Annotated in this window: 16 protein-coding genes and 1 pseudogene; 3 read left to right on the forward strand and 14 right to left on the reverse strand. The window is 31.4% G+C overall.

All coding sequences use genetic code 11. From position 1 onward, the window contains the following. Positions 1-2 precede the first annotated feature (2 nt). Positions 3-1,799, reverse strand: a complete 1,797-nt coding sequence (gene lepA, locus EGM88_RS10305; RefSeq protein ID WP_123898194.1) for a translation elongation factor 4 — start codon at positions 1,797-1,799, stop codon at positions 3-5. Between the two features lie 291 nt (positions 1,800-2,090). On the opposite strand from lepA, the gene EGM88_RS10310 reads away from it, so the two are divergent. Next, the gene (locus EGM88_RS10310; RefSeq protein WP_123898196.1) at positions 2,091-3,008 is read left to right on the forward strand and encodes a TIGR01777 family oxidoreductase; all 918 of its coding nucleotides are present in this window, start codon (positions 2,091-2,093) and stop codon (positions 3,006-3,008) included. 114 nt (positions 3,009-3,122) lie between these two features. On the opposite strand, the gene EGM88_RS10315 is transcribed toward EGM88_RS10310, so the two are convergent. The 8 genes from EGM88_RS10315 to secDF all read right to left on the reverse strand — a co-directional run bounded on the left by EGM88_RS10315 (position 3,123) and on the right by secDF (position 13,126). After that, entirely contained in the window at positions 3,123-4,265 is a 1,143-nt protein-coding gene (locus EGM88_RS10315; RefSeq protein ID WP_123898198.1) for an AbiH family protein, read from the reverse strand. Continuing rightward, on the reverse strand, positions 4,262-4,381 hold the full coding sequence (locus EGM88_RS10320) for an AbiH family protein (RefSeq protein ID WP_123898199.1): 120 nt from the start codon (positions 4,379-4,381) through the stop codon (positions 4,262-4,264). Before EGM88_RS10320 ends, EGM88_RS10315 begins: the two co-directional genes overlap by 4 nt. A 10-nt stretch (positions 4,382-4,391) precedes the next feature. Further along, entirely contained in the window at positions 4,392-6,410 is a 2,019-nt protein-coding gene (locus EGM88_RS10325; protein ID WP_123898200.1) for an alpha/beta hydrolase family protein, read from the reverse strand. A 97-nt stretch (positions 6,411-6,507) separates the two neighbouring features. Next, a complete protein-coding gene (locus EGM88_RS10330; protein WP_123898201.1) occupies positions 6,508-6,702 on the reverse strand; it encodes a YwbE family protein in 195 nt (64 codons plus the stop codon). A gap of 41 nt (positions 6,703-6,743) precedes the next feature. Continuing rightward, positions 6,744-7,793, reverse strand: a complete 1,050-nt coding sequence (locus tag EGM88_RS10335; protein WP_123898202.1) for a DUF6340 family protein — start codon at positions 7,791-7,793, stop codon at positions 6,744-6,746. Positions 7,794-7,865: 72 nt separating this feature from the next. Then, on the reverse strand, positions 7,866-8,858 hold the full coding sequence (obgE, locus tag EGM88_RS10340; protein WP_123898203.1) for a GTPase ObgE: 993 nt from the start codon (positions 8,856-8,858) through the stop codon (positions 7,866-7,868). 39 nt (positions 8,859-8,897) lie between these two features. After that, positions 8,898-10,010: an adenylate kinase gene (locus EGM88_RS10345; RefSeq protein WP_123898204.1), complete on the reverse strand. Its 1,113-nt coding sequence runs from the start codon at positions 10,008-10,010 to the stop codon at positions 8,898-8,900. A 140-nt stretch (positions 10,011-10,150) separates the two neighbouring features. Next, positions 10,151-13,126, reverse strand: a complete 2,976-nt coding sequence (gene secDF / locus EGM88_RS10350; RefSeq protein WP_123898205.1) for a protein translocase subunit SecDF — start codon at positions 13,124-13,126, stop codon at positions 10,151-10,153. 317 nt (positions 13,127-13,443) lie between these two features. Here secDF and EGM88_RS10355 point away from each other — a divergent pair, with 317 nt between their 5' ends. Together EGM88_RS10355 and EGM88_RS10360 are read left to right on the forward strand one after the other, a co-directional pair. Next, a complete protein-coding gene (locus tag EGM88_RS10355; protein ID WP_123898206.1) occupies positions 13,444-15,120 on the forward strand; it encodes a formate--tetrahydrofolate ligase in 1,677 nt (558 codons plus the stop codon). A gap of 84 nt (positions 15,121-15,204) precedes the next feature. Next, positions 15,205-16,176 carry a M20/M25/M40 family metallo-hydrolase gene (locus EGM88_RS10360; RefSeq protein ID WP_123898207.1) on the forward strand — a complete coding sequence of 324 codons (972 nt, stop codon included), beginning with the start codon at positions 15,205-15,207 and terminating at the stop codon, positions 16,174-16,176. A 63-nt stretch (positions 16,177-16,239) separates the two neighbouring features. Here EGM88_RS10360 and EGM88_RS10365 read toward each other — a convergent pair whose 3' ends face one another. The 5 genes and pseudogenes from EGM88_RS10365 to EGM88_RS15795 all read right to left on the reverse strand — a co-directional run. Continuing rightward, positions 16,240-16,899, reverse strand: coding sequence for a DUF4412 domain-containing protein (locus EGM88_RS10365; RefSeq protein ID WP_123898208.1), 660 nt, complete (start codon positions 16,897-16,899; stop codon positions 16,240-16,242). 92 nt (positions 16,900-16,991) lie between these two features. Continuing rightward, a complete protein-coding gene (gene mdh, locus EGM88_RS10370; RefSeq protein ID WP_123898209.1) occupies positions 16,992-17,918 on the reverse strand; it encodes a malate dehydrogenase in 927 nt (308 codons plus the stop codon). Positions 17,919-18,043: 125 nt separating this feature from the next. After that, on the reverse strand, positions 18,044-19,981 hold the full coding sequence (gyrB, locus tag EGM88_RS10375; RefSeq protein ID WP_123898210.1) for a DNA topoisomerase (ATP-hydrolyzing) subunit B: 1,938 nt from the start codon (positions 19,979-19,981) through the stop codon (positions 18,044-18,046). A gap of 330 nt (positions 19,982-20,311) precedes the next feature. Further along, the gene (locus tag EGM88_RS15790) at positions 20,312-20,455 is read right to left on the reverse strand and encodes a hypothetical protein (protein ID WP_162497567.1); all 144 of its coding nucleotides are present in this window, start codon (positions 20,453-20,455) and stop codon (positions 20,312-20,314) included. A 285-nt stretch (positions 20,456-20,740) separates the two neighbouring features. Then, positions 20,741-21,018: pseudogene (locus tag EGM88_RS15795) on the reverse strand (hypothetical protein); the annotation flags it as partial.

A 21,018-nucleotide genomic window follows, 5' to 3' on the forward strand; every position in this document is an offset into this window, starting at 1 on the left:
GGTTAATCATTTAATTTTAATACTGACATAAATGCTTCTTGTGGAATTTCGACATTTCCTACTTGACGCATGCGTTTTTTACCTTTTTTCTGTTTTTCTAGTAATTTACGTTTACGAGATATATCACCTCCATAACATTTGGCTGTAACATCTTTACGAAGTGCTTTAATGGTTTCTCTAGAAATTATTTTAGCACCAATTGCTGCTTGAATAGGAATATCAAATTGCTGTCTAGGAATAAGTTCTTTTAGTTTTTCACACATTTTTTTTCCTACACCATAAGCGTTATCAGCATGTAATAATGCAGAAAGGGCATCTACAGGTTGTCCATTTAGTAAAATATCTACTTTTACTAATTTAGAAGCTCTCATGCCAATTGGTGAATAATCGAAAGAAGCATACCCTTTAGAAACAGTTTTTAATCTATCGTAAAAATCAAACACAATTTCTGCTAATGGCATATCAAAACTAAGTTCAACACGCTCAGTAGTAAGGTATGTTTGATTTGTTATTTCTCCGCGTTTTTCAATACAAAGAGACATAACATTGCCTACAAATTCAGATTTTGTAATAATTGATGCTTTAATGTAAGGTTCTTCTACTCGGTCTAATTTTGAAGGATCTGGTAAATCTGTAGGATTATTAACAAGAATTTTAGTATTAGGTTCTTTGTTGGTATATGCATGGTACGATACGTTTGGTACTGTAGTAATCACCGTCATGTCAAACTCTCGTTCCAAGCGTTCTTGAATAATTTCGAGGTGTAACATTCCTAAAAATCCACATCTAAACCCGAAACCTAAAGCGGCAGAACTTTCTGGAGTAAATACTAATGAAGCATCGTTCAATTGTAATTTTTCCATTGAGTTTCTTAATTCTTCATAATCCTCTGTATCTACAGGGTAAATTCCTGCAAAAACCATAGGTTTTACATCTTCAAAACCTTCAATTGCATTTTTAGTTGGGTTTTTTGCATCAGTAATGGTGTCCCCAACTTTTACTTCTTTAGCTTCTTTTATTCCAGTAATTAAATAGCCAACATCCCCACAGTTAATTTCATTTTTAACAAGTTGTTTTAATTTTAAAGTACCAACTTCATCAGCATAATAGGTTTTGTCAGTAGCAATAAACTTTATATGCTGTCCTTTTTTTATACTGCCATGAAATACTCTAAAATAAGTTTCAACACCTCTAAAAGGATTATAAACAGAATCAAAAATTAATGCTTGTAAAGGCTCATTAGCATTTCCTTTAGGAGCAGGCACTCTGTGAACAATGGCCTCTAAAATAGCTTCAATTCCTAAACCAGTTTTTGCACTAGCCGGTATTACATCTTCAGGGTTGCAACCAATTAAATCAACAATATCATCAGTAACTTCTTCAGGGTTTGCACTTGGAAGATCTACTTTATTAAGTATTGGAATTATTTCTAAGTCGTTTTCTAATGCCAAATAAAGATTAGAAATGGTTTGGGCTTGAATGCTTTGTGCTGCATCAACAACCAGTAAAGCACCTTCACAAGCTGCAATAGAACGTGATACTTCATAAGAAAAATCAACATGTCCAGGAGTGTCTATAAGATTGAAGGTGTATTTCTCTCCTTCATAAACATAGTCCATTTGTATAGCATGACTTTTAATAGTTATGCCACGTTCACGTTCTAAATCCATATTATCTAATAACTGATCTTGTTTTTCACGATCTGTTATTGTATTGGTAAATTCCAATAATCTATCGGCCAAGGTACTTTTACCATGGTCTATATGAGCAATAATACAAAAATTACGGATGTTCTTCATTCAGTTCTAAAATAAGTGAGCAAAGATACGTTTTTTAAAATTATACTCAATGATGCTCTTTGCTGATAATATTGTAAATTTGAGTATTATTATTTTTAAGAATTATGGAGTTTAAAAGATTAAGACCAAGAAAACAGCCAAATCAAAAAAGAACAATGGTATTAATTATATTACTATTGTTGGTAATACTGTTGTGGTTAAATGCTGATAGTCTAATGGAACGGCTTTTTGCTAAATCTTAGATTGTAGTATTTTATTTGATTTAAGTATAAATTTTATTATAATTTTAAAATGAAGATATTAATTGCTGGAGCAACAGGTCTAATAGGAAGTGAAATTTTAAAAATTTGTGAAGAGAAAAATTATAATGTACATTATTTAACAACAAGCAAAGATAAAATTATAAATACTACTACTCGAAAAGGATTTTATTGGAATCCGAAAACTCAAGAAATAGATAAAAATTGTATTAAAGGTGTAAATGCAGTAATTAACTTAGCAGGGGCATCTATTTCTAAACGTTGGACAGAACAGCATAAAAATAATATATTTTATAGTAGAATTAATACTGTTAAGTTATTATATAAATTACTATCAGAAAATGAGCATAACATAACACATTTTTCTTCAGCATCAGCTTTAGGTATTTACCCTTCTTCTTTGGATAAAAAATATAAGGAAGAAGATGATATAGTTATTAATAATTCTTTTTTAGGGGAAGTTGTAAAAAAATGGGAAGAGGAGGTAAATACGATTGAAAGCCTAGGAATTACGGTTTCCAAATTACGTACTGGAATTGTTCTTTCTTCGGAAGGAGGTGCCTTGCAGCAAATTGAGAAACCAATAGTATTTTATGTTGGAACTCCATTAGGAAGTGGTAAGCAAATTCAATCCTGGATTCATGTAAAAGATATGGCAAGGATGTATTTATTTACAATTGAACATAACCTTGATGGTGTATTTAATGCTGTAGCTTCGAACCCTATTTCTAATAAAACACTAACTAAAGCTATTGCTAAACAATTAGGGAAACCAATTTGGTTACCAAACATACCCTCGTTTGTATTAAAATTGATCTTGGGTGAGATGTCAGCCATCGTATTAGAGAGTCAATATTTGGAGAATACTAAAATAAAAAATCAAGGATTTCAGTTTCAATTTGATTGGATAGATGATGCTTTGAATGATATTTATACTTCTAGAGGTTAGTTTTTTACATCTTACGAAAAAATTAGTCTTTTTTTTGCAAAAGAAATTCAACTTAATTTTTGCATTTTCACTAGTTTGAATGTCAAAGATAGTTAGTTATATGGTTTGTTAAAACTATGAAGTCTCATTTTTTAAATCTTCTAGAGCTTTGAATCTTAAGTTTTGAGGCAGAGCTTTACAGTAGGGTTTACTGACTATTTTTCTACGCATTACTTTTTTATCATTAAAATGTCTAGAAATATTTTGTACAATTTCTGTGTAATTATCATCATCACCTTTTTCATGGTAATATACTTTTATAGATCGACAATTTTTATGCTCAAAAATTGCATTTAATAATACCCTATCAGACAATCCACAGGAATGACCAAGTATGTAAACTTGATATTTATCTTCTTCTATGTAAGAAAACAAATCATTATAATTAGTTGTATTAGAATATTGAAAAGACTTAAAATTTTTTAAAAATTCACCATCATTTAAATCTTCAATCATTTTGTAATCTTTATCTGTTTCATCTCCAAAGCCAAAATTTATTGGATTATCAGGATCACCAATTTTGCCATGTATGTAATTTATGTAAAAGTCATAATTTTGTTTCTTATCCAAAAGAAATTTATGGGCATGAATAGTAGGAGTATAATTAAAAGAAAGTAGATAGGATTTATAAAATTTATGAGTTTCAGATGAGTTACTTTTAATATAGCTTTTAATCTCCTCTTTATCTTCTTTAAAAGAAAATTCATTTAAGAAATTTTTCTCTGATAATCCATTTAAATTGAGGTAAGGATGGCTTAAGTTTGGTACTAAAACATCATAAATTTCAAAATAATTTTTGGGATTCTCAAAATTTTCAAAGTCAATCTTTTGACAGACCTCTTCCAATAGATAATTTTCGAATAATTCTTTAATCAAGCCAAATTCCTTATTAAGTTGTTTAACTTTTTCTATACTAACATCGATATTGTTACTCCTAATTATAGTTTTTAATTCATTGTAATATTCGTTTTCAATATCGACCCAATTGGTGATTGAATTTTTATTATTAATCAATTTAAAAAAATCATTTTTAAACTTGAATATAGGACTTCTACGACCAGGTGAGGTAAATAATTCTTTTGAATTGGGGTCGAATGTATAACCATACGCTTTTGCGTATTCAGTTACATATTGGATAAAGTCATTATAATTTTCAGTTTGTTTAATGGGGTCGAATAAATCATACTTAGGGTCAATAAAAACGAACTTTTCTATCAGTGTGTTTTATATGTAGATTTTAAATTTTTCCAAAAGTGATTAAGGAAGTGCTTATATGAGGTAGGTAATCCATGGGCTAAGTCAAATCCATTGCCTATAATTATTAGTTTATTCATGGAGATTAGTTTAATTATTTCTATACCTTTCAAACCATGCCAATATATGATCTACTTTTGTAATTAATTGACTTGGACGATTTACAATTAAATGATAGGCTCCAGGTATTTCTACCAAAGCGGTTTCAATTTTTCTAATTTTTAAAGCACTATATAATTGTTTGGCTTCTGACAGTGGTGTGCGTCTGTCTTCTGTACCTACCATAACTAAGGTAGGTGTTTGTATGTTGCCAACTAATGATATAGGAGAATATTTCCAGTAGGTTTCAAAATTTTCCCAAGGTTGTCCGGGATAACGTGAGTTTGCATAACCAAAATAATTATCAGCAGTAAGAGTTTTACTAATCCAATTCATTACAGGTTTAACTACTGCAGCTGCTTTAAAACGGTTGTTTTTGCCAATCATCCAAGCGGTCATTGTGCCTCCAGCACTTCCTCCTGTTACGTATAATTCATTAGAATTTATAATTCCTTTTGCTATAACCGCATCCACACCGTCCATAACATCGTTATAATCATTGCCAGGATAATTATGGTAGAGTAAATTTCCAAACTTTTCTCCATAACTTGTACTGCCTCTTGGGTTGGGATAAAAAACTACATAACCAGCACTAGCATACAATTGTATTTCTGGTGAAAATCTATTACCATAATTAGAAATTGGTCCACCATGGTTTTCAACTATTAACGGATATTTTTTAGAAGTTGAAAAATTAGGAGGATAAACAATCCATCCTTGTATATTATTACCATCAATAGAAGATTTATACCAGATTTCTTCAACTTTTCCTAAATTTCGGAATGGCAAAATATCATCATTTAGTTTAGATACTTTGTTGGTTTTTCCTTTTTTTACTACTCCAATTTCAGAAGGATAATTTGGAGTTGTTTGTGTAAAAGCAATAGTTCCATTTTCTGCTAACGAATAAGAACCACCTCCATAAGGTCTTCCTATAGAAGTGCCACCTAAATTAGTTGTGATAATTTTCGTTTTTCCAGATAGGGTAGTGTAACCAATTTTTGTATTGCCTTTATCGTCATATTTAAAATAAAGTCCTTTTCCGTCAGTACTCCAAATTAAATCTGAAGGACTTCTGTCTAAACCTGTGGTAATTTGTTGCTTATTGGTACCATCACTATTCATTAAATAAATATGATTGACTTGATAGGTTTGTATTTTATCGTCATAGCCCAAATAAGCAATTTGTTTGCCATTTGGCGAAACTGCTAATCCTTCATCTGGGCCAATTCTACTAGTTAAAGCTGTAGTTTTACCTGTGAAGATATTAATATTATAAATTTCAGAATTTCTAAAATCATAGTCCCAATCTTCTTTTAAATTTCCACTAAAATAGAGTGATTCTCCATCTTTTGACCAATGAGGATTTCCAAATTTGAAGTTGCCTGAAGAAATTTGACGAGCGGTTCCTCCTTCAGCTGAGATTATAAATAAATGTTTAAAACCAGGCTCTGTATATCCAGAACCATCTGCTTCATATTTTAAACGTGTTGTTACTCTTGGATGTGCTGCCCATTTGGCTCCTTTAGGTTTTTTTGGGGCTTTAACTAATGTTGGTTGTGCTTCGGGTACAGTCATTAAAAAAGCGATGTGTTTTCCGTCGGGAGACCAACTTAATCCGCTGGGAGATTTTTCTAATTGTGTAAGTTTAGCCGTTTTGCCTGTAGCTAACCAATACACAAATATTTCGGAACCGTTTTCTGTACTACTTGTAAAGGCAATTCGTGTACCATCTGGAGACCATTTTGGATTAAATTCGTTAACTTCATTATTAGTTAGTTTAAAGTGATTTGAGCCATCAGTATTCATTATCCAAAGTCTTGATTGTTTTCTGTCGCTCATAATATCGAATCCATTTCGTTGATAAACAATATGATTTCCATTAGGCGAAATTTCAGGATTTACTGCCCATTCTAATTTAAATACGTCTAGATTTTTAAATGATGTTTTGGTTTGAGAAAAACTAAGTGTTGAAACAATTAGGAAATAAAGAGTAAAAATACGTAGCATAATACCAAATTTAGTTGAGGTATAAATTTAGTAAAAGAAATTGAGAAAGTTATTTTAAGGATGTTTGCTGTGTTGTTTCTTTTTAGTATAAGTAAGTTTATTCTAAAATTTTTTTAACACGACCTACTTTTCCAGAAACCAGCATTACTTTAATACCATGTGGATGATTAGAAGTGTTGGTAAGAATTTTTTGTACAACACCTTCAGTAAGTTTATTAGAACGTTGGTCTTGCTTTAGCACAATTGCCACTTTTTGGCCTATTTTAATATTTTTTCTGGTGTTTTCTACCATTATTGTGTTTGTGTGCGTTATAAATTTAGATTTATTATCGTTTAATTTTGTGCGTTTAGTACTCTATTTTTTTCTTTTCGGTTTTTTAAAATTCTAATATAGTTAATAGCCTCTTTTATTTCATAATCTGTATAGGCTTTTTGAGCCCATTCAATTGCAGTATCTAAATTACCATTTATTTCGTTAATTATAGCCATATTATAGCATGCTCTTCCCGCAATTTTTTTATCGCTATTTGAAACTTCTTCTTTCCAAAGTTCAGCTGCACTATCCCAATTACCTGCAATTGCTCTTCGGTTTGCGGTTTCTAGTTTATCAGTACCTTTTATAAAATAATTTCTTGAAACTCTAATTCTATAAGGTAAAATTCTGGCTCCGTAGTTATATCCAATAGTATTGCTAGTTTCTAAAACAGCTTCTTTTCTATTTGCAATTGCCGCGACTGCTTTGGCAGGATTAATACCTTTTCCTGTTGAGGTAATGTTTTTATTTATTAGGTACTCATCTAGAATTTGTTTATTTTTTGAATCATAAATTCTCCAGCCTGTTTTCAGTAAGGTATAAATAGTAGCATGATGTTCAGGTACTGATATTTCACCACCCAATGGGTTTTTTATTTTTTTCTGAACAGTTTTATAATCTACTTCAGAATCTGTGTCAAAAAAAGACAATACATATAAGGCATCTACATTATTTTGATTGCATATATTTTGCACTACATCCCAAGATAACGTAGCCGGAAAAACGCCTGAACCAGGGCTTCTTATATTGGTGTTTTCAATAATTTTTACTTCGCTAAAATTTTCATTTTTATTTAATCGATCCAAAAGACCTAATATAGCTCTATGAGCTCCTTCTTTATCTAAATTTTTACCTTCAGCAGATAGTAATTTATCTAATTTGTCCAATTCAGCATTTTCATTAGAAGGTAAGCTTCTGTCTATAATACCAATTTTTTGATTGTATTTTGGCATATATACAGGAGCGGGTTCTAGCACTCCCATTGTCATTTTATTGGTAGTAGCACAAGAAGTTAAAATTAATATTACTAGTATAAAAAGTGTAGAAAATTTGTTAATTAGTTTTGACATTTGGGTTTAGGTTTATCGTAGAAACGTTAATATAAACCTATTTATTACTTTCAAAACTATTTAGTTATACTTTTAATTGTTTAATAATTGCCATAATTTATCTTTTAACTGAGTTAATCCCATTTGAGAAATTGAAGAAATAAATATATGGTCTATACCTTTAGGAAGCTCTTTTTTGATTTCAGATTTTAGTTCATTATCTAACATGTCTGATTTTGAAATAGCCAACAGTTTGTCTTTATCTAATAACTCAGGATTGTGTTTTTTAAGTTCGTTTAGCAATATGTTGTATTCTTTGTTGATGTCATCAGAATCAGCAGGAATCATAAATAACAAGGTGGAATTACGTTCTATATGCCGTAAAAAGCGATGACCAAGTCCTTTGCCTTCTGCCGCACCTTCTATTATTCCTGGAATATCAGCCATAACAAAACTTTGAAATTCTCTGTGTTCTACAATTCCTAAGCTTGGTTTTAATGTAGTAAATGCATAATCTGCTATTTTAGGTTTTGCGGAAGTTAATACAGATAATAAGGTTGATTTACCAGCATTTGGGAAACCGACTAAACCTACGTCGGCTAGTATTTTTAATTCAAGTTGGTACCAACCTTCTTGTCCTTCAACACCTGGTTGAGCATAGCGAGGTGTTTGATTGGTAGCAGATTTAAAGTGCCAGTTGCCTTTACCACCCATACCTCCTTCTAACAATATTTTTTCTTCGCCATCTTCAGTAATCTCAAAAATAATTTCTTGAGTTTCACCATCTCTAATAACAGTACCTAAAGGTACTTCTATGTAGATATCCTCTCCATCTTTCCCAGTGCTTCGGCTTTTACTGCCATCTCCACCATGTTCGGCTTTGTAATGTTTTTTAAACTTTAAATGAACTAATGTCCATAGGTTTTTATTACCACGTAAAATAATATGGCCTCCTCTACCTCCGTCTCCTCCATCAGGTCCGCCTTTTTGAATGTATTTTTCGCGATGTAAGTGCACAGAGCCTTTACCCCCTTTACCGGAAGCAGCATGTATCTTTATATAATCTACGAAATTTCCTTCAACCATAGTTTATTTGTTTGTGGTTGTTCTATTTTTAAGTTGTTTTTATAGTTTGTCGAAAACGGTACTCAGTCGTTCAGTTATTTCTTCAATACTACCAACTCCATCTACACCAAAATACTTATTTTGGTTTGCGTAATAGTCTTTTAAAATTGAGGTTTTAGTTTCATATTCGTTAAAACGATTTCTAATTTTTGATTCATCTTGGTCGTCAGGTCTTCCACTAGTTTCTCCACGTTTTAATAAGCGAGCTACTAATAAATCTTCAGGAACTTCTAAAGCTACCATTCCACTAATAGATTCTCCTTTTTCTTCTAAATATTTATCTAATGCTTTTGCTTGTGATTCTGTTCTAGGAAAACCATCAAAAATAAACCCATTAGCATCTGCGTTTTTTTCAACTTCAGCCTTTAGCATGTTAATAGTTACTTCGTCGGGTACTAAATCACCTTTATCCATGTAAGATTTTGCTAGTTTTCCTAAGTCAGTTTCATTTTTAATGTTATATCTAAATACATCTCCAGTAGAAATATGTTTAAGATTGTATTTATCTTTTAATACTTCTGCTTGAGTTCCCTTTCCGGCTCCTGGAGGGCCAAATAAAACAATGTTTGTCATTTTGTGTGTTGTTAATTGGTAAATATCTGCAAGATTTCGTCCTAAACCATTGTAATCTAAACCATATCCTATAATAAATTTGTCAGGAATACTGATACCTACATAATCAATATGTAGAGCTTTACGAAATACATCTGGTTTAAAAAATAAAGTTGCAATTTTTAATTGTTTAAGATTTTGATGTCTAAATATATTATAAATTTCTTCAAGTGTGGTACCAGTATCAATAATATCTTCTAGTATAATTACTGTTCTGCCTTCTAGGTTTTCGTTTAGTCCTACCAATTGTTTTACATCTCCAGTAGAACTTGTTCCATGGTAAGAGGCTAATTTAACAAAAGAAATTTCACAATTGCCTTTGTAAGCTCTTACAAAATCAGCAGCAAACATAAAAGAACCATTTAAAATTCCTATAAAAATAGGAACTTCATTTTTACATTCCTTTTCAACGAGTGATGCCATATTATCAATAGCAATTTTAATTTTTTCTGCAGAAATGTAAGATTTAAAATATTTGTTATGTAGTTTTATTTTTGTCATTTGTGTAAAAAAAAAATCGTTCTGGTTTATGGATTGTTAGGGCTTTATATTTCACGTCCTTAACGCCACACACCAAAGCGATTTTTTATAAATTATAATGGGCGAAAATATTGACGTAAATCTTACGTCTTTATACACCCTTATTCTTTTTCCTTTAAATTTTTCGTTGTATCAAACATTATTGGTGATGCAATAAATAGAGATGAGTATGTACCTACTCCAATACCAATAATCATTGCAAACATAAATCCTTTAATAGAATCTCCACCAAATATGAAAATAGCAAGTAATACTACCAATGTGGTTGATGATGTGTTTATCGTTCTACCTAATGTGGTACTTACTCCTTCGTTTACTACTCTATAAAAAGGCCAACTAACATGTTTATGAGTAAATTCTCTAATTCTGTCAAATACAATTACAGTATCATTTAAAGAATATCCTACTACAGTTAACAATGCAGCTATAAACGACTGGTCAATTTCCATATCAAAAGGTAGTACTTTATAGAATAATGAGAATATACCTAGAACGATTAAAACATCATGGAAAACTGCAGCGACAGCTCCTAAACTGTATTGCCATTTTCTAAATCGTAATAAGATATAGATAAATACTACTAACATAGAACCTAATACTGCCCAAACAGCAGCTTGTTTAATGTCATCGGCAATAGTTGGTCCTACTTCTTCATATTTCATGATACCAATTTTATTTTCGGTATCGTCACTACTAATTTTAAAACTTTCAAAAGTAGTACCATCTGGCAAATAAGATTGTAAACCATTGAATAACATTTCTTGAATTTCATCACCTACTTCAATAGATCTTTCTTCAATTTTGTAAGCTGTAGTAAGTTTTAATTGATTGTTAGTACCATAAGTTTTTACTTCTGGGGCATCACCAAAAACATTTTGCAATGTTCCTGCAACTTCTGTAGCACTAACAGGTTCTTCAAAGCGGATTACATAGTTTCTACCACCTTTAAAGTCAACACCTAAATTTAAGCCATTTGTAGCTAATGATACAATACTTACAATTATTAATACACCAGAGATTACATAAGCAATTTTACGTTTTCTTAAAAAGTCTATGTTAATATTTTGGAATAGTCCTTTAGTAATAGGCGTATTAAAAGTCATTTTACGATCGCGATTCGCTGACCAATCAATCATTAATCTTGTTATAAAGATTGCTGTAATTAAAGAAGTAGCAATACCAATCATTAAAGTAGTTGCGAAACCTCTAATTGGTCCAGAACCAAATATGTAAAGAATAACACCTGTTAAAAAGGTAGTAATGTTAGCATCAATAATTGCAGAATAAGCTCCTTCATAACTAAAACCTTCTCTAATTGCTTCTTTTAATACTTTTCCTTTGTCTAAAGCTTCTTTTATACGTTCATAAATAATTACGTTGGCATCTACTGACATACCTATAGTGATAATAATACCAGCTACTCCAGGTAATGTTAATACAGCACCAAAGGCGGTTAGTACACCCATTATAAAAATGATATTTACTACTAAGGCAATATCAGCATAAATACCTGCTTTTCCATAATAGAAGACCATCCATAATAGCACAACTAAAAGTGCAATTAAAAAAGAGTATGCACTATGGTTGATAGATTCTTGTCCTAAAGAAGCACCAACTACAGAAAGTTCTACAATTTTTGCCGCTGCAGGAAGTTTACCCGATTTAAGTGCATTGGCTAAATCTTGAGCTTCATCTATTGTAAAGTTTCCTGATATAGAGGTTCTACCATTAGGTATTGGACCATTTACATTTGGTGCAGAATACACATAGTTATCAAGTACAACAGCTACAAATTTTCCAACGTTTTCTTCTGTCATTTTAGCCCATAACTTAGAACCTTTACTGTTCATGGTCATGCTTACCTCAGGATTAACTCCTAATTGATCAAAAGTTTGACTAGCATCAGAAACTACATCACCTTCAATTGGTGCCACATCAGATCTATTAGATTTAATAGCATATAAATTGATTACTTCTGTTTTTTCAATAGGTTTAGCATCCCATAAAAATTTAGTATAAACCATATCGTTTGGTAATAACGCTCTAATCTCTTTCATTGCTAAATACTTATTAACAAGAGCGGTATCTTTTACGCTAGCCGAACCTACAACAGAACTTCTCTGATTTTGATTTTGTGGAATACTAGGAAACATTATAGAGAATAAAGGACTAGCAGCCTTGGTGTCTATAGAGTCTTGAACTTTTCCTAATAAATCATCAATTTCAGAATCTTGTGAAGCAATAGAATCAGTTTCTTCAGTAACTTCTTCTTGTTTTGTTTCTTCTTCTGACTTTAATATTTCTGCTAGTTTAGCATTAGCTTGAATAAAAAAGTTTGCAGTTTCTGAGTTATCATAAGTTTCCCAAAATTGTAATTTTGCAGTACCTGTAAGTAATTTTTTTACACGATCTATATCTCTTGCTCCTGGTAATTCAATTGATACTCTACCAGATTCACCAATACGTTGTATGTTTGGAGAAGTAACTCCAAAACGGTCAATTCTATTTCTTAAAACTTCAAAAGCGGTAGCAATTGAAGCCGTTACTTCTTCTTGTAAAATAGATTTAACTTCATCATCTGTCATTTTGAAGTTAACCTTATCTTTTAAAGATTTATTGCCAAAAATTGACGGATCACTTAACTTTGTAGAACCTTTACTTTCTGCTTCAAAAGCTTCAAAAAATAAATTTAAATATGTTTTGTCACTTCCTTTTTGAGCTTCAGTAGCATCAGCCAAAGCCTTATTAAATACAGGGTTTTTAGAATTATCTGATAAACCCATTAAAATATCTCTTACAGAAACTTCTAATGTAGCATTAATACCTCCTTTTAAATCTAACCCAAGATTAATGGCTTTGTCTTGTATTTCACTGTGCGTGTAGTTTGTGTATAAGTAATTGGCTACTGGCACGTTAGCTACTGAGTCTAAATAAGCATTTTCAATCGCAACATCGCCGTTTGCAAATTCTTTTGCGTCATTTTCAATTCTATAGTTAACCCATGTAAATGATAAATAATACACACAGATTAAACCAAATAAAATAGCAAAAGTTTTAATAAGTCCTTTGTTTTGCATCTACTTTTAATTTAAAATATCTAATTGGCATTTATGTTAATAATGCCCTTTTTTTTATTAACGTGCAAATATATAGTAACAATTGAGAATAGACAATTGTTTTTTGGTTTTTTATAAGGGTATGTTTATCGTAATACACAAATTATAAAGCGAATAGATAAAAGATTGGTAATTTTAGTAATTAAATTTTATGAAATTAGTAGTTGGCTGTTTCAATTCAATTTTTATTTTTAATATTTAAATGGCAATAAACTCTTTGTAATAGTTAAAATAGTACACTCAATTTTCATATATTAGCTTATTAAATTAATTTTAAAATGAAAGTACTTTCCGATATTGAAATTGCTCAAAAAACACAATTAACCCATATTAAAAATATTGCAAAAAAATTAAATATCTCTGAAGATGATTTAGAGCTTTATGGTAAATACAAAGCAAAATTACCTTTGAAGTTAATAAACGAAGAAACTATAGATAGGAATAATTTAATACTGGTAACAGCGTTAACGCCTACACCAGCTGGCGAAGGTAAAACCACTGTATCAATAGGTTTAACCGAAGGTTTAAATAAAATAGGAAAACAGGCTACTGTAGTATTAAGAGAGCCTTCTTTAGGTCCAGTTTTTGGAATAAAAGGAGGAGCAGCAGGTGGTGGGTATTCTCAAGTTGTGCCCATGGAGGATATTAATTTACATTTTACTGGCGATTTTAATGCAATTGAAAAAGCGAATAATTTACTATCTTCTTTAATTGATAATAATTTACAAAGTAGAAGAAATAATTTAAATATAGATCCTAGAACTATAGCATGGAAACGTGTTATTGATATGAATGACAGATCTTTACGTAAGATTACAATTGGTTTGGGAGGAACAGCTAACGGAATTCCAAGAGAAGATGGTTTTAATATTACTGCAGCTTCTGAAATTATGGCTATTTTGTGTATGGCTAAAAACCGAGATGATTTAAAACAACGAATAGGAAATATTTTTGTAGGATTCACTTTTGATAAAAAACCAATTTTTGCACGTGATTTGAATGCGGAAAACGCTATGGCTATCTTATTAAAGGATGCTATTAAACCTAATTTAGTACAAACATTAGAAAAAAATCCAGCTATTATTCATGGCGGGCCTTTTGCTAATATTGCTCAAGGTACAAACAGTATAATTGCTACTAAAATGGGACTCTCACTTTCAAATTATGTTATAACAGAAGCTGGTTTTGGTGCTGATTTAGGGGCGGAAAAATTTTTGAATATAAAATGTGCTGCAGCAGGATTAAACCCTAAATGTGTTGTTTTAGTAGCTACAATTAGAGCCTTGCGTCATCACGGAGGGTCACCAACAGACCAATATAATGTACCAAGTGTTGAACGTGTTGAAAAGGGATTTGCTAATTTAGAAAAGCATATAGAAAATATTAGAAAGTTTTCTATTGAACCTGTAGTGGCTATTAATACGTTTAGTAGTGATACAGATGAGGAAGTAGAATTGATCAAATCTAAATGTGCAACATTGGGGGTTAAAGCAGTAGTGTCTGATGGTTGGGCAGCAGGAGGTGATGGTACTATAGAATTTGCTAAGGCCGTAGTCGATGTTGTTGAAAATAAAGCCTCTAAGTTTAAACCATTATACAATTGGAAGTCTCCAGTAGTAAACAAAATTGAAAGAATAGCTAAAGAAATTTATGGTGCTGATAGTGTTGAATATGACAATAAAGCTAGACTGGATTTAAAGAGAATTGATGCTCTTGGTTTTAATGATTTTGCAATTTGCATGGCGAAGACGCAAAAATCTTTTTCTGATAATGATAAACTAATTGGCAGACCAGAAGGTTTTACAATTACAGTTCGTGAAATTGAGATTGCTGCAGGTGCTAAATTTTTAATTCCGTTATTAGGCAAAATGATGCGTATGCCTGGATTACCATCCAAACCGGCATCAGAAGAAATGAAAATAGATAATCATGGTAAAATTTCAGGACTTTCATAGTATTGTTATGATGATATGTTCAGAAAATTGTTAGGTCCGTAATTGTCAATTTGTAAAATTAAATTTAATTAATAGTCAAAATGTATGCTAAACTCTATCCGAATTAAAGCGAAACTTTTTATTATATTGTTTGTCTTTATTACCTTTTCTTTTGCTCAAAAATCAACTATTCTTGCAGTTTCCAATGAAGTAATTGATATTGATACTGTAACAGTTAAAAAACATCTTTATGCATTAGCTGATGATGCTATGGAAGGAAGAAAGGCTGGTACGCCAGGTATCGAAAAAGCAGCACAATATATTGAAAATGAGTTTGAAAGAATTGGATTAACTCCATTTTCTGGCTTAAAAACATACCGTCAAAATTTTAAAGAGAAGGAGTTAGATTTATTCAATCTAATAGGTGTATTAGAAGGGAAAAGTAAAAAGGATGAATATGTTTTAATATCTGCTCATTATGATCATTTAGGTGTTAAAGAAAATGGAAATGGAGATGTTATTTTTAACGGTGCAGATGATGATGCTTCTGGGGTTTCTGCTATTTTAGCTTTAGCAGAATTTTTTAAGAAAAAAAACGATAATGAAAGGAGTATAATTTTTGTGGCGTTTACGGCTGAAGAAATGGGATTAGTTGGATCTACCTACTTTGGAAAGCATATTAATCCAGATCAATTTGTTGCAGGTATTAATATAGAAATGATAGGAAAAGAATCTAAATTTGGACCTAAAAGTGCATGGTTGACAGGGTTTGATCGTTCTGATTTTGGATTGATAATTCAGAAAAATTTAAAAAATACTGGGTATAAGTTATATCCTAATCCATATAAAAATTTTAATTTGTTTTATAGATCTGATAATGCAGCGATGGCTAAATTAGGAATCCCAGCTCATACATTTTCAACAGGCCCAATAGACAATGATAAGCATTATCATAATGTTTCTGATGAGGCAGAAACTTTAAATATAACTACTATAACTGAAACCATAAAGGCTATTGGAATTGGGACAGAGAGTATAATAAATGGAAACGATACACCTAGTAGAATTAAAAATTAGTATTTATAAGATATGAAAACGCCTCGATATTTCGAGGCGTTTAGTTAACTGAATATTTTTAATTTATTGTTTAGGCATTTCTGTTTCAGTATATCCTTCTGGTGGGGTTAGGTCAAATTTGCTATTGTCCACATTTTCTGCTTTAATTTCTGTAACCTCCATAGTAATGGTCATTGGCATACCCTGTTGAGTCATATTCATTACTGTATACATTGGAAAACCTTTTAATTTATCTCCCATCATGGTACTATTTTGTGTAGGAGCAACAATTTTGTCTGTCGTATACATGGTCATCTTCATTTCTTGACCATCTTTTTTCATTACAATATTATAACCTTTACATTCGTAATCTAAAACTGTTTTAGTGTCGCCAGTTTCAGAAATGGTAAGATTTTTTAAATCATCTTCAGAAACTTCTATGTCGTTTTTTAGATATTTTTTTCCCATCATTGGATTGTCCATTAAGATGAGCATTACTTTAGCATCATTATCTATAATTGATATCGTTTCTCCGGCCATTGGTACTTTTTGTTCAGAACGAGATTTTTGCCCTTTGAAATAAGTTGTAGAAGAAAGGTCTCCCATCATCGCTAAAGATGCATTCACTTGTTCATTTTCACTAGACATTTTCATTGTCATGGATATTACACCTTCCTTAACTTCTTTTTGAGCAAAAACGCTCAAACTCATAGTAGCAATTAATAATAGAGTTAATTTTTTCATATTTTTCCGTGTTTTTAAATTTTGTTAAATATATAAAAAAAAGACTACCTCTATACTAAAAGTAGTCTTTTTATCTAATTTGTAGAATTATTTTATAATTCTAATAAGCCATTTGTTTTACTAACTGCGGCAGCACTAGTTTTCATTTTTTCTTTTTCTGTATCGGTAAGGTCAATTTTAACTATTTTTTCAATACCGTTTTTTCCTAAAATTACCGGAACACCAATACATATATTATCTAAGTCATATTCACCTTCTAATAGGGTAGAGCAAGGGAACATTTTTTTCTGATCACATGCAATTGCTTGTACCAAACTAGAAACTGCTGCACCTGGAGCATACCATGCTGAAGTACCTAATAATTTTGTTAGTGTTGCTCCTCCAACTTTTGTATCTTCTGCCACTTGGTTTAATCTTTCTTCTGACAAGAATTTACTTACAGGTACACTGTTACGAGTAGCAATACTAGTTAAAGGAATCATTCCTGTATCTGAATGACCACCCAGTACCATTCCGTCAATATCAGAAATAGGAGCTTCTAAAGCTTCGGCTAATCTATACTTGAATCGAGCTGAGTCTAATGCACCACCCATACCAATAATTCTATTTTTAGGTAAACCTGTTGTTTTATGTACCAGATAAGTCATAGTGTCCATTGGATTAGAAACTACTATTATAATGGTATTTGGAGAATGTTCTATTAAGTTACTAGATACTGTTTTTACAATTCCAGCATTTATTCCAATCAATTCTTCACGAGTCATTCCTGGTTTACGTGGAATACCTGATGTGATAACGCAAATGTCACTACCAGCAGTTTTAGAATAATCTCCTGTGGTACCTGTAATTTTAGTATCAAATCCGTTTAAAGAAGCAGTTTGCATTAAATCCATGGCTTTACCTTCGGCATAACCTTCTTTAATATCTAAAATTACAACTTCTGATGCAAAGTTTTTAATAGCGATGTACTCAGCACAGCTTGCACCAACAGCTCCTGCACCTACAATAGTTACTTTCATTTTATTATTTTTTAGTGTTTATTAATATTTCAATTCTATTCGGTTTGACTGTCCCTAGTACAAAATATTAATAATTTCATTTTGTTACTCCCTTCCCCTTAGGAAGGGTTAGGGATAGATAGTTGTTATATATCTATATTAGCGTAAACTGCATTTTTCTCAATAAATTCTCTACGAGGAGGCACTTCATCTCCCATTAACATAGAAAATACACGATCAGCTTCTCCACCATTATCAATGGTTACTTTACGCATTGTTCTGAATGCAGGATTCATAGTTGTGTCCCATAGTTGTTCTGCATTCATCTCACCAAGACCTTTATAACGCTGTACTGTACCTCCATCAAACTTTTTTAGTATTTCATCACGTTGTTTATCTGACCAAGCATATTCTTTTTTAGATCCCTTTTTAATTAAATACAAAGGAGGAGCAGCAATAAATACATATCCTTCTTCAATTAATTCTCTCATATATCTAAAAAAGAAAGTTAAAATTAAGGTTGCAATGTGGCTACCATCCACATCCGCATCACACATAATAACTATTTTATGATATCTTAATTTTTCTAGGTTTAAAGCTTTACTGTCATCTTCAGTTCCAATAGTAACCCCTAAAGCAGTATACATATTTCGGATTTCTTCGTTTTCGAAAACCTTATGTTGCATTGCTTTTTCTACATTCAAAATTTTACCACGTAAAGGTAAGATGGCTTGAAAATTACGATCTCTTCCTGCTTTGGCAGTACCACCTGCAGAATCACCCTCAACTAAAAATAGTTCACATTTCTCAGGGTCTGTCCAAGCACAATCACTTAGTTTACCAGGTAAACCACCACCCGACATAACAGTTTTTCGTTGCACCATTTCACGTGCTTTTTTAGCTGCATGACGAGCTTGAGCTGCTAAAATTACCTTTTGAACAATGGTTTTTGCATCATTAGGATTTTCTTCTAAATAATCCGTTAACATTTCAGAAACTGCTTGACTTACTGCTGAAGTAACTTCTCTGTTTCCAAGTTTGGTTTTGGTTTGTCCTTCAAATTGAGGTTCTTGAACTTTAACTGAGATGATTGCAGTTAGTCCTTCACGGAAATCGTCACCTGCAATTTCAAATTTTAGCTTATCAAGCATGCCAGAGCTTTCGGCATATTTTTTTAAAGTGTGAGTTAATCCTCTTCTAAATCCAGATAAATGAGTACCACCTTCGTGTGTATTAATATTGTTTACATATGAGTGTAAGTTTTCAGCGTAAGAAGTGTTGTACACCATAGCAACTTCTACTGGAATACCTGATTTTTCACTTTCTAATGAAATTACATCAGCGGTTAACTGTTCTCTATTTCCATCAAGATACTTGATAAATTCAGGCAAACCAACTTCACTAAAAAACTCTTCGTGTATAAATTCACCATTTTCGTCTTTATTACGTTTATCTGTAATAGAAAGTCTAATTTTTTTATTTAAGAAAGACAACTCTCTAAGTCTAGTAGATAATGTTTCATAACTATAATCTATATCCGCTTGAAAAATAGTGTCATCTGCTAAAAAGGTAACCATTGTACCTCTTTCTGTTGTTTCACCAACTGTTTTTACTGGATAAATTGCTTTACCACGTTCATATTCTTGTTCATATATTTTTCCATCACGGTATACAGTAGCTTTTAAATTTGTTGAAAGTGCGTTTACCACAGATACACCAACCCCGTGTAATCCTCCAGAAACTTTATAAGAATCTTTGTCAAATTTACCTCCAGCTCCAATTTTGGTCATTACTACTTCAAGAGCAGAAACACCTTCTTTTTTATGTATATCAACTGGAATACCACGACCGTTATCTTTTACAGTAATTGAATTATTTTCGTTGATTGTTATATTTATCGTGTCACAATGCCCAGCCATAGCCTCATCAATAGAGTTGTCAACCACCTCATAAACTAAATGGTGCAAACCTCTAACGCCAACATCACCAATGTACATTGAAGGACGCTTTCTAACGTGTTCCATTCCTTCTAAGGCCTGAATACTGTCAGCTGAATACCCTTGTTTTTTTGCTTCTTCGCTCATATTTTTAAGTCTCTTTTTTAAGTATTTTAAAAAACATACAAATATAAGAAAACACGCTCGGTTGAGCGTGTTTTCGATGTCGTTAAATAACGTAAGTTATTAACAAATTCTCTACAAAAGAGAGGTATTTAAATTTAGAGTGTTTTATTGTTTGGCAAAGAGTTTAATTTAGAAAAAAGAAACAGCTTAATGTGTAGTATTTATTAAGCTGTTCCAATTAAAAGCAATCAACCCAATTTGCTCTGTTTTTAATTTAGTGTTTTTTGATACTTCAAATGTACTAACAGAATCTAAAGACTTTCTAAAGTTTTTGATGATATTAGAAAAAAATTAGAAAATATTTGCAAAACCCGGTGTAAGTAAGGCTTTTAGATCATCTTTTTTTAATAGTTTTCCTTTAGCGTCAAATACAAATTTCACTTTCGCATTTTTATTTGATAAGGTAACATAAAATAAATCTTTTTCGTTTTCCATGATGTTGTAATTTTATTTCAACCAAATATACCATTACAATCTAAAGATATTCTTAAGACAATATTGTTGGAGAGCAGTTTAACATTTTATTATAATAACTTGGATTACTAGGTTGCTAAATGAGAAAAAGAGAACTGTTGTAGGTATGTATATTGTTCAATAAAAAAACACAATTCTGATGAACTGTGTTTTTATTCAAATAATATAAATAGAAACAGCTTAACGTTTAATATTTGTTAAGCTGTTTCAGTTAAAAGCAATCAACCCAATTTGCTATTATTAATGTTATTCAACAGTATTTTCTTTTTGTTCAAGGACTTTACCTTCAGCATTAAAAAGTACTTTAATGCTAGCATCTTCTTTAGATAAAACTACCCAATAAACTTCTTGTTCGTCTTTCATAGTTTTATAAGCTTTGTCGGCAGTATAATCAGCGAAGTCAGCGGCCAATGCATTTGTTACTGTTTCTGGCAATTCGCTCACTTGAATTTCAACTTTATCTTGTTGCGTGGTTTCAACAACTTCTACTACTTCTTCAACTTCTTGTGCATAAGTATTAATAC

Source organism: Aureibaculum marinum (assembly GCF_003813905.1).
In the GTDB taxonomy this organism is placed as follows: Bacteria; Bacteroidota; Bacteroidia; order Flavobacteriales; family Flavobacteriaceae; genus Aureibaculum; species Aureibaculum marinum.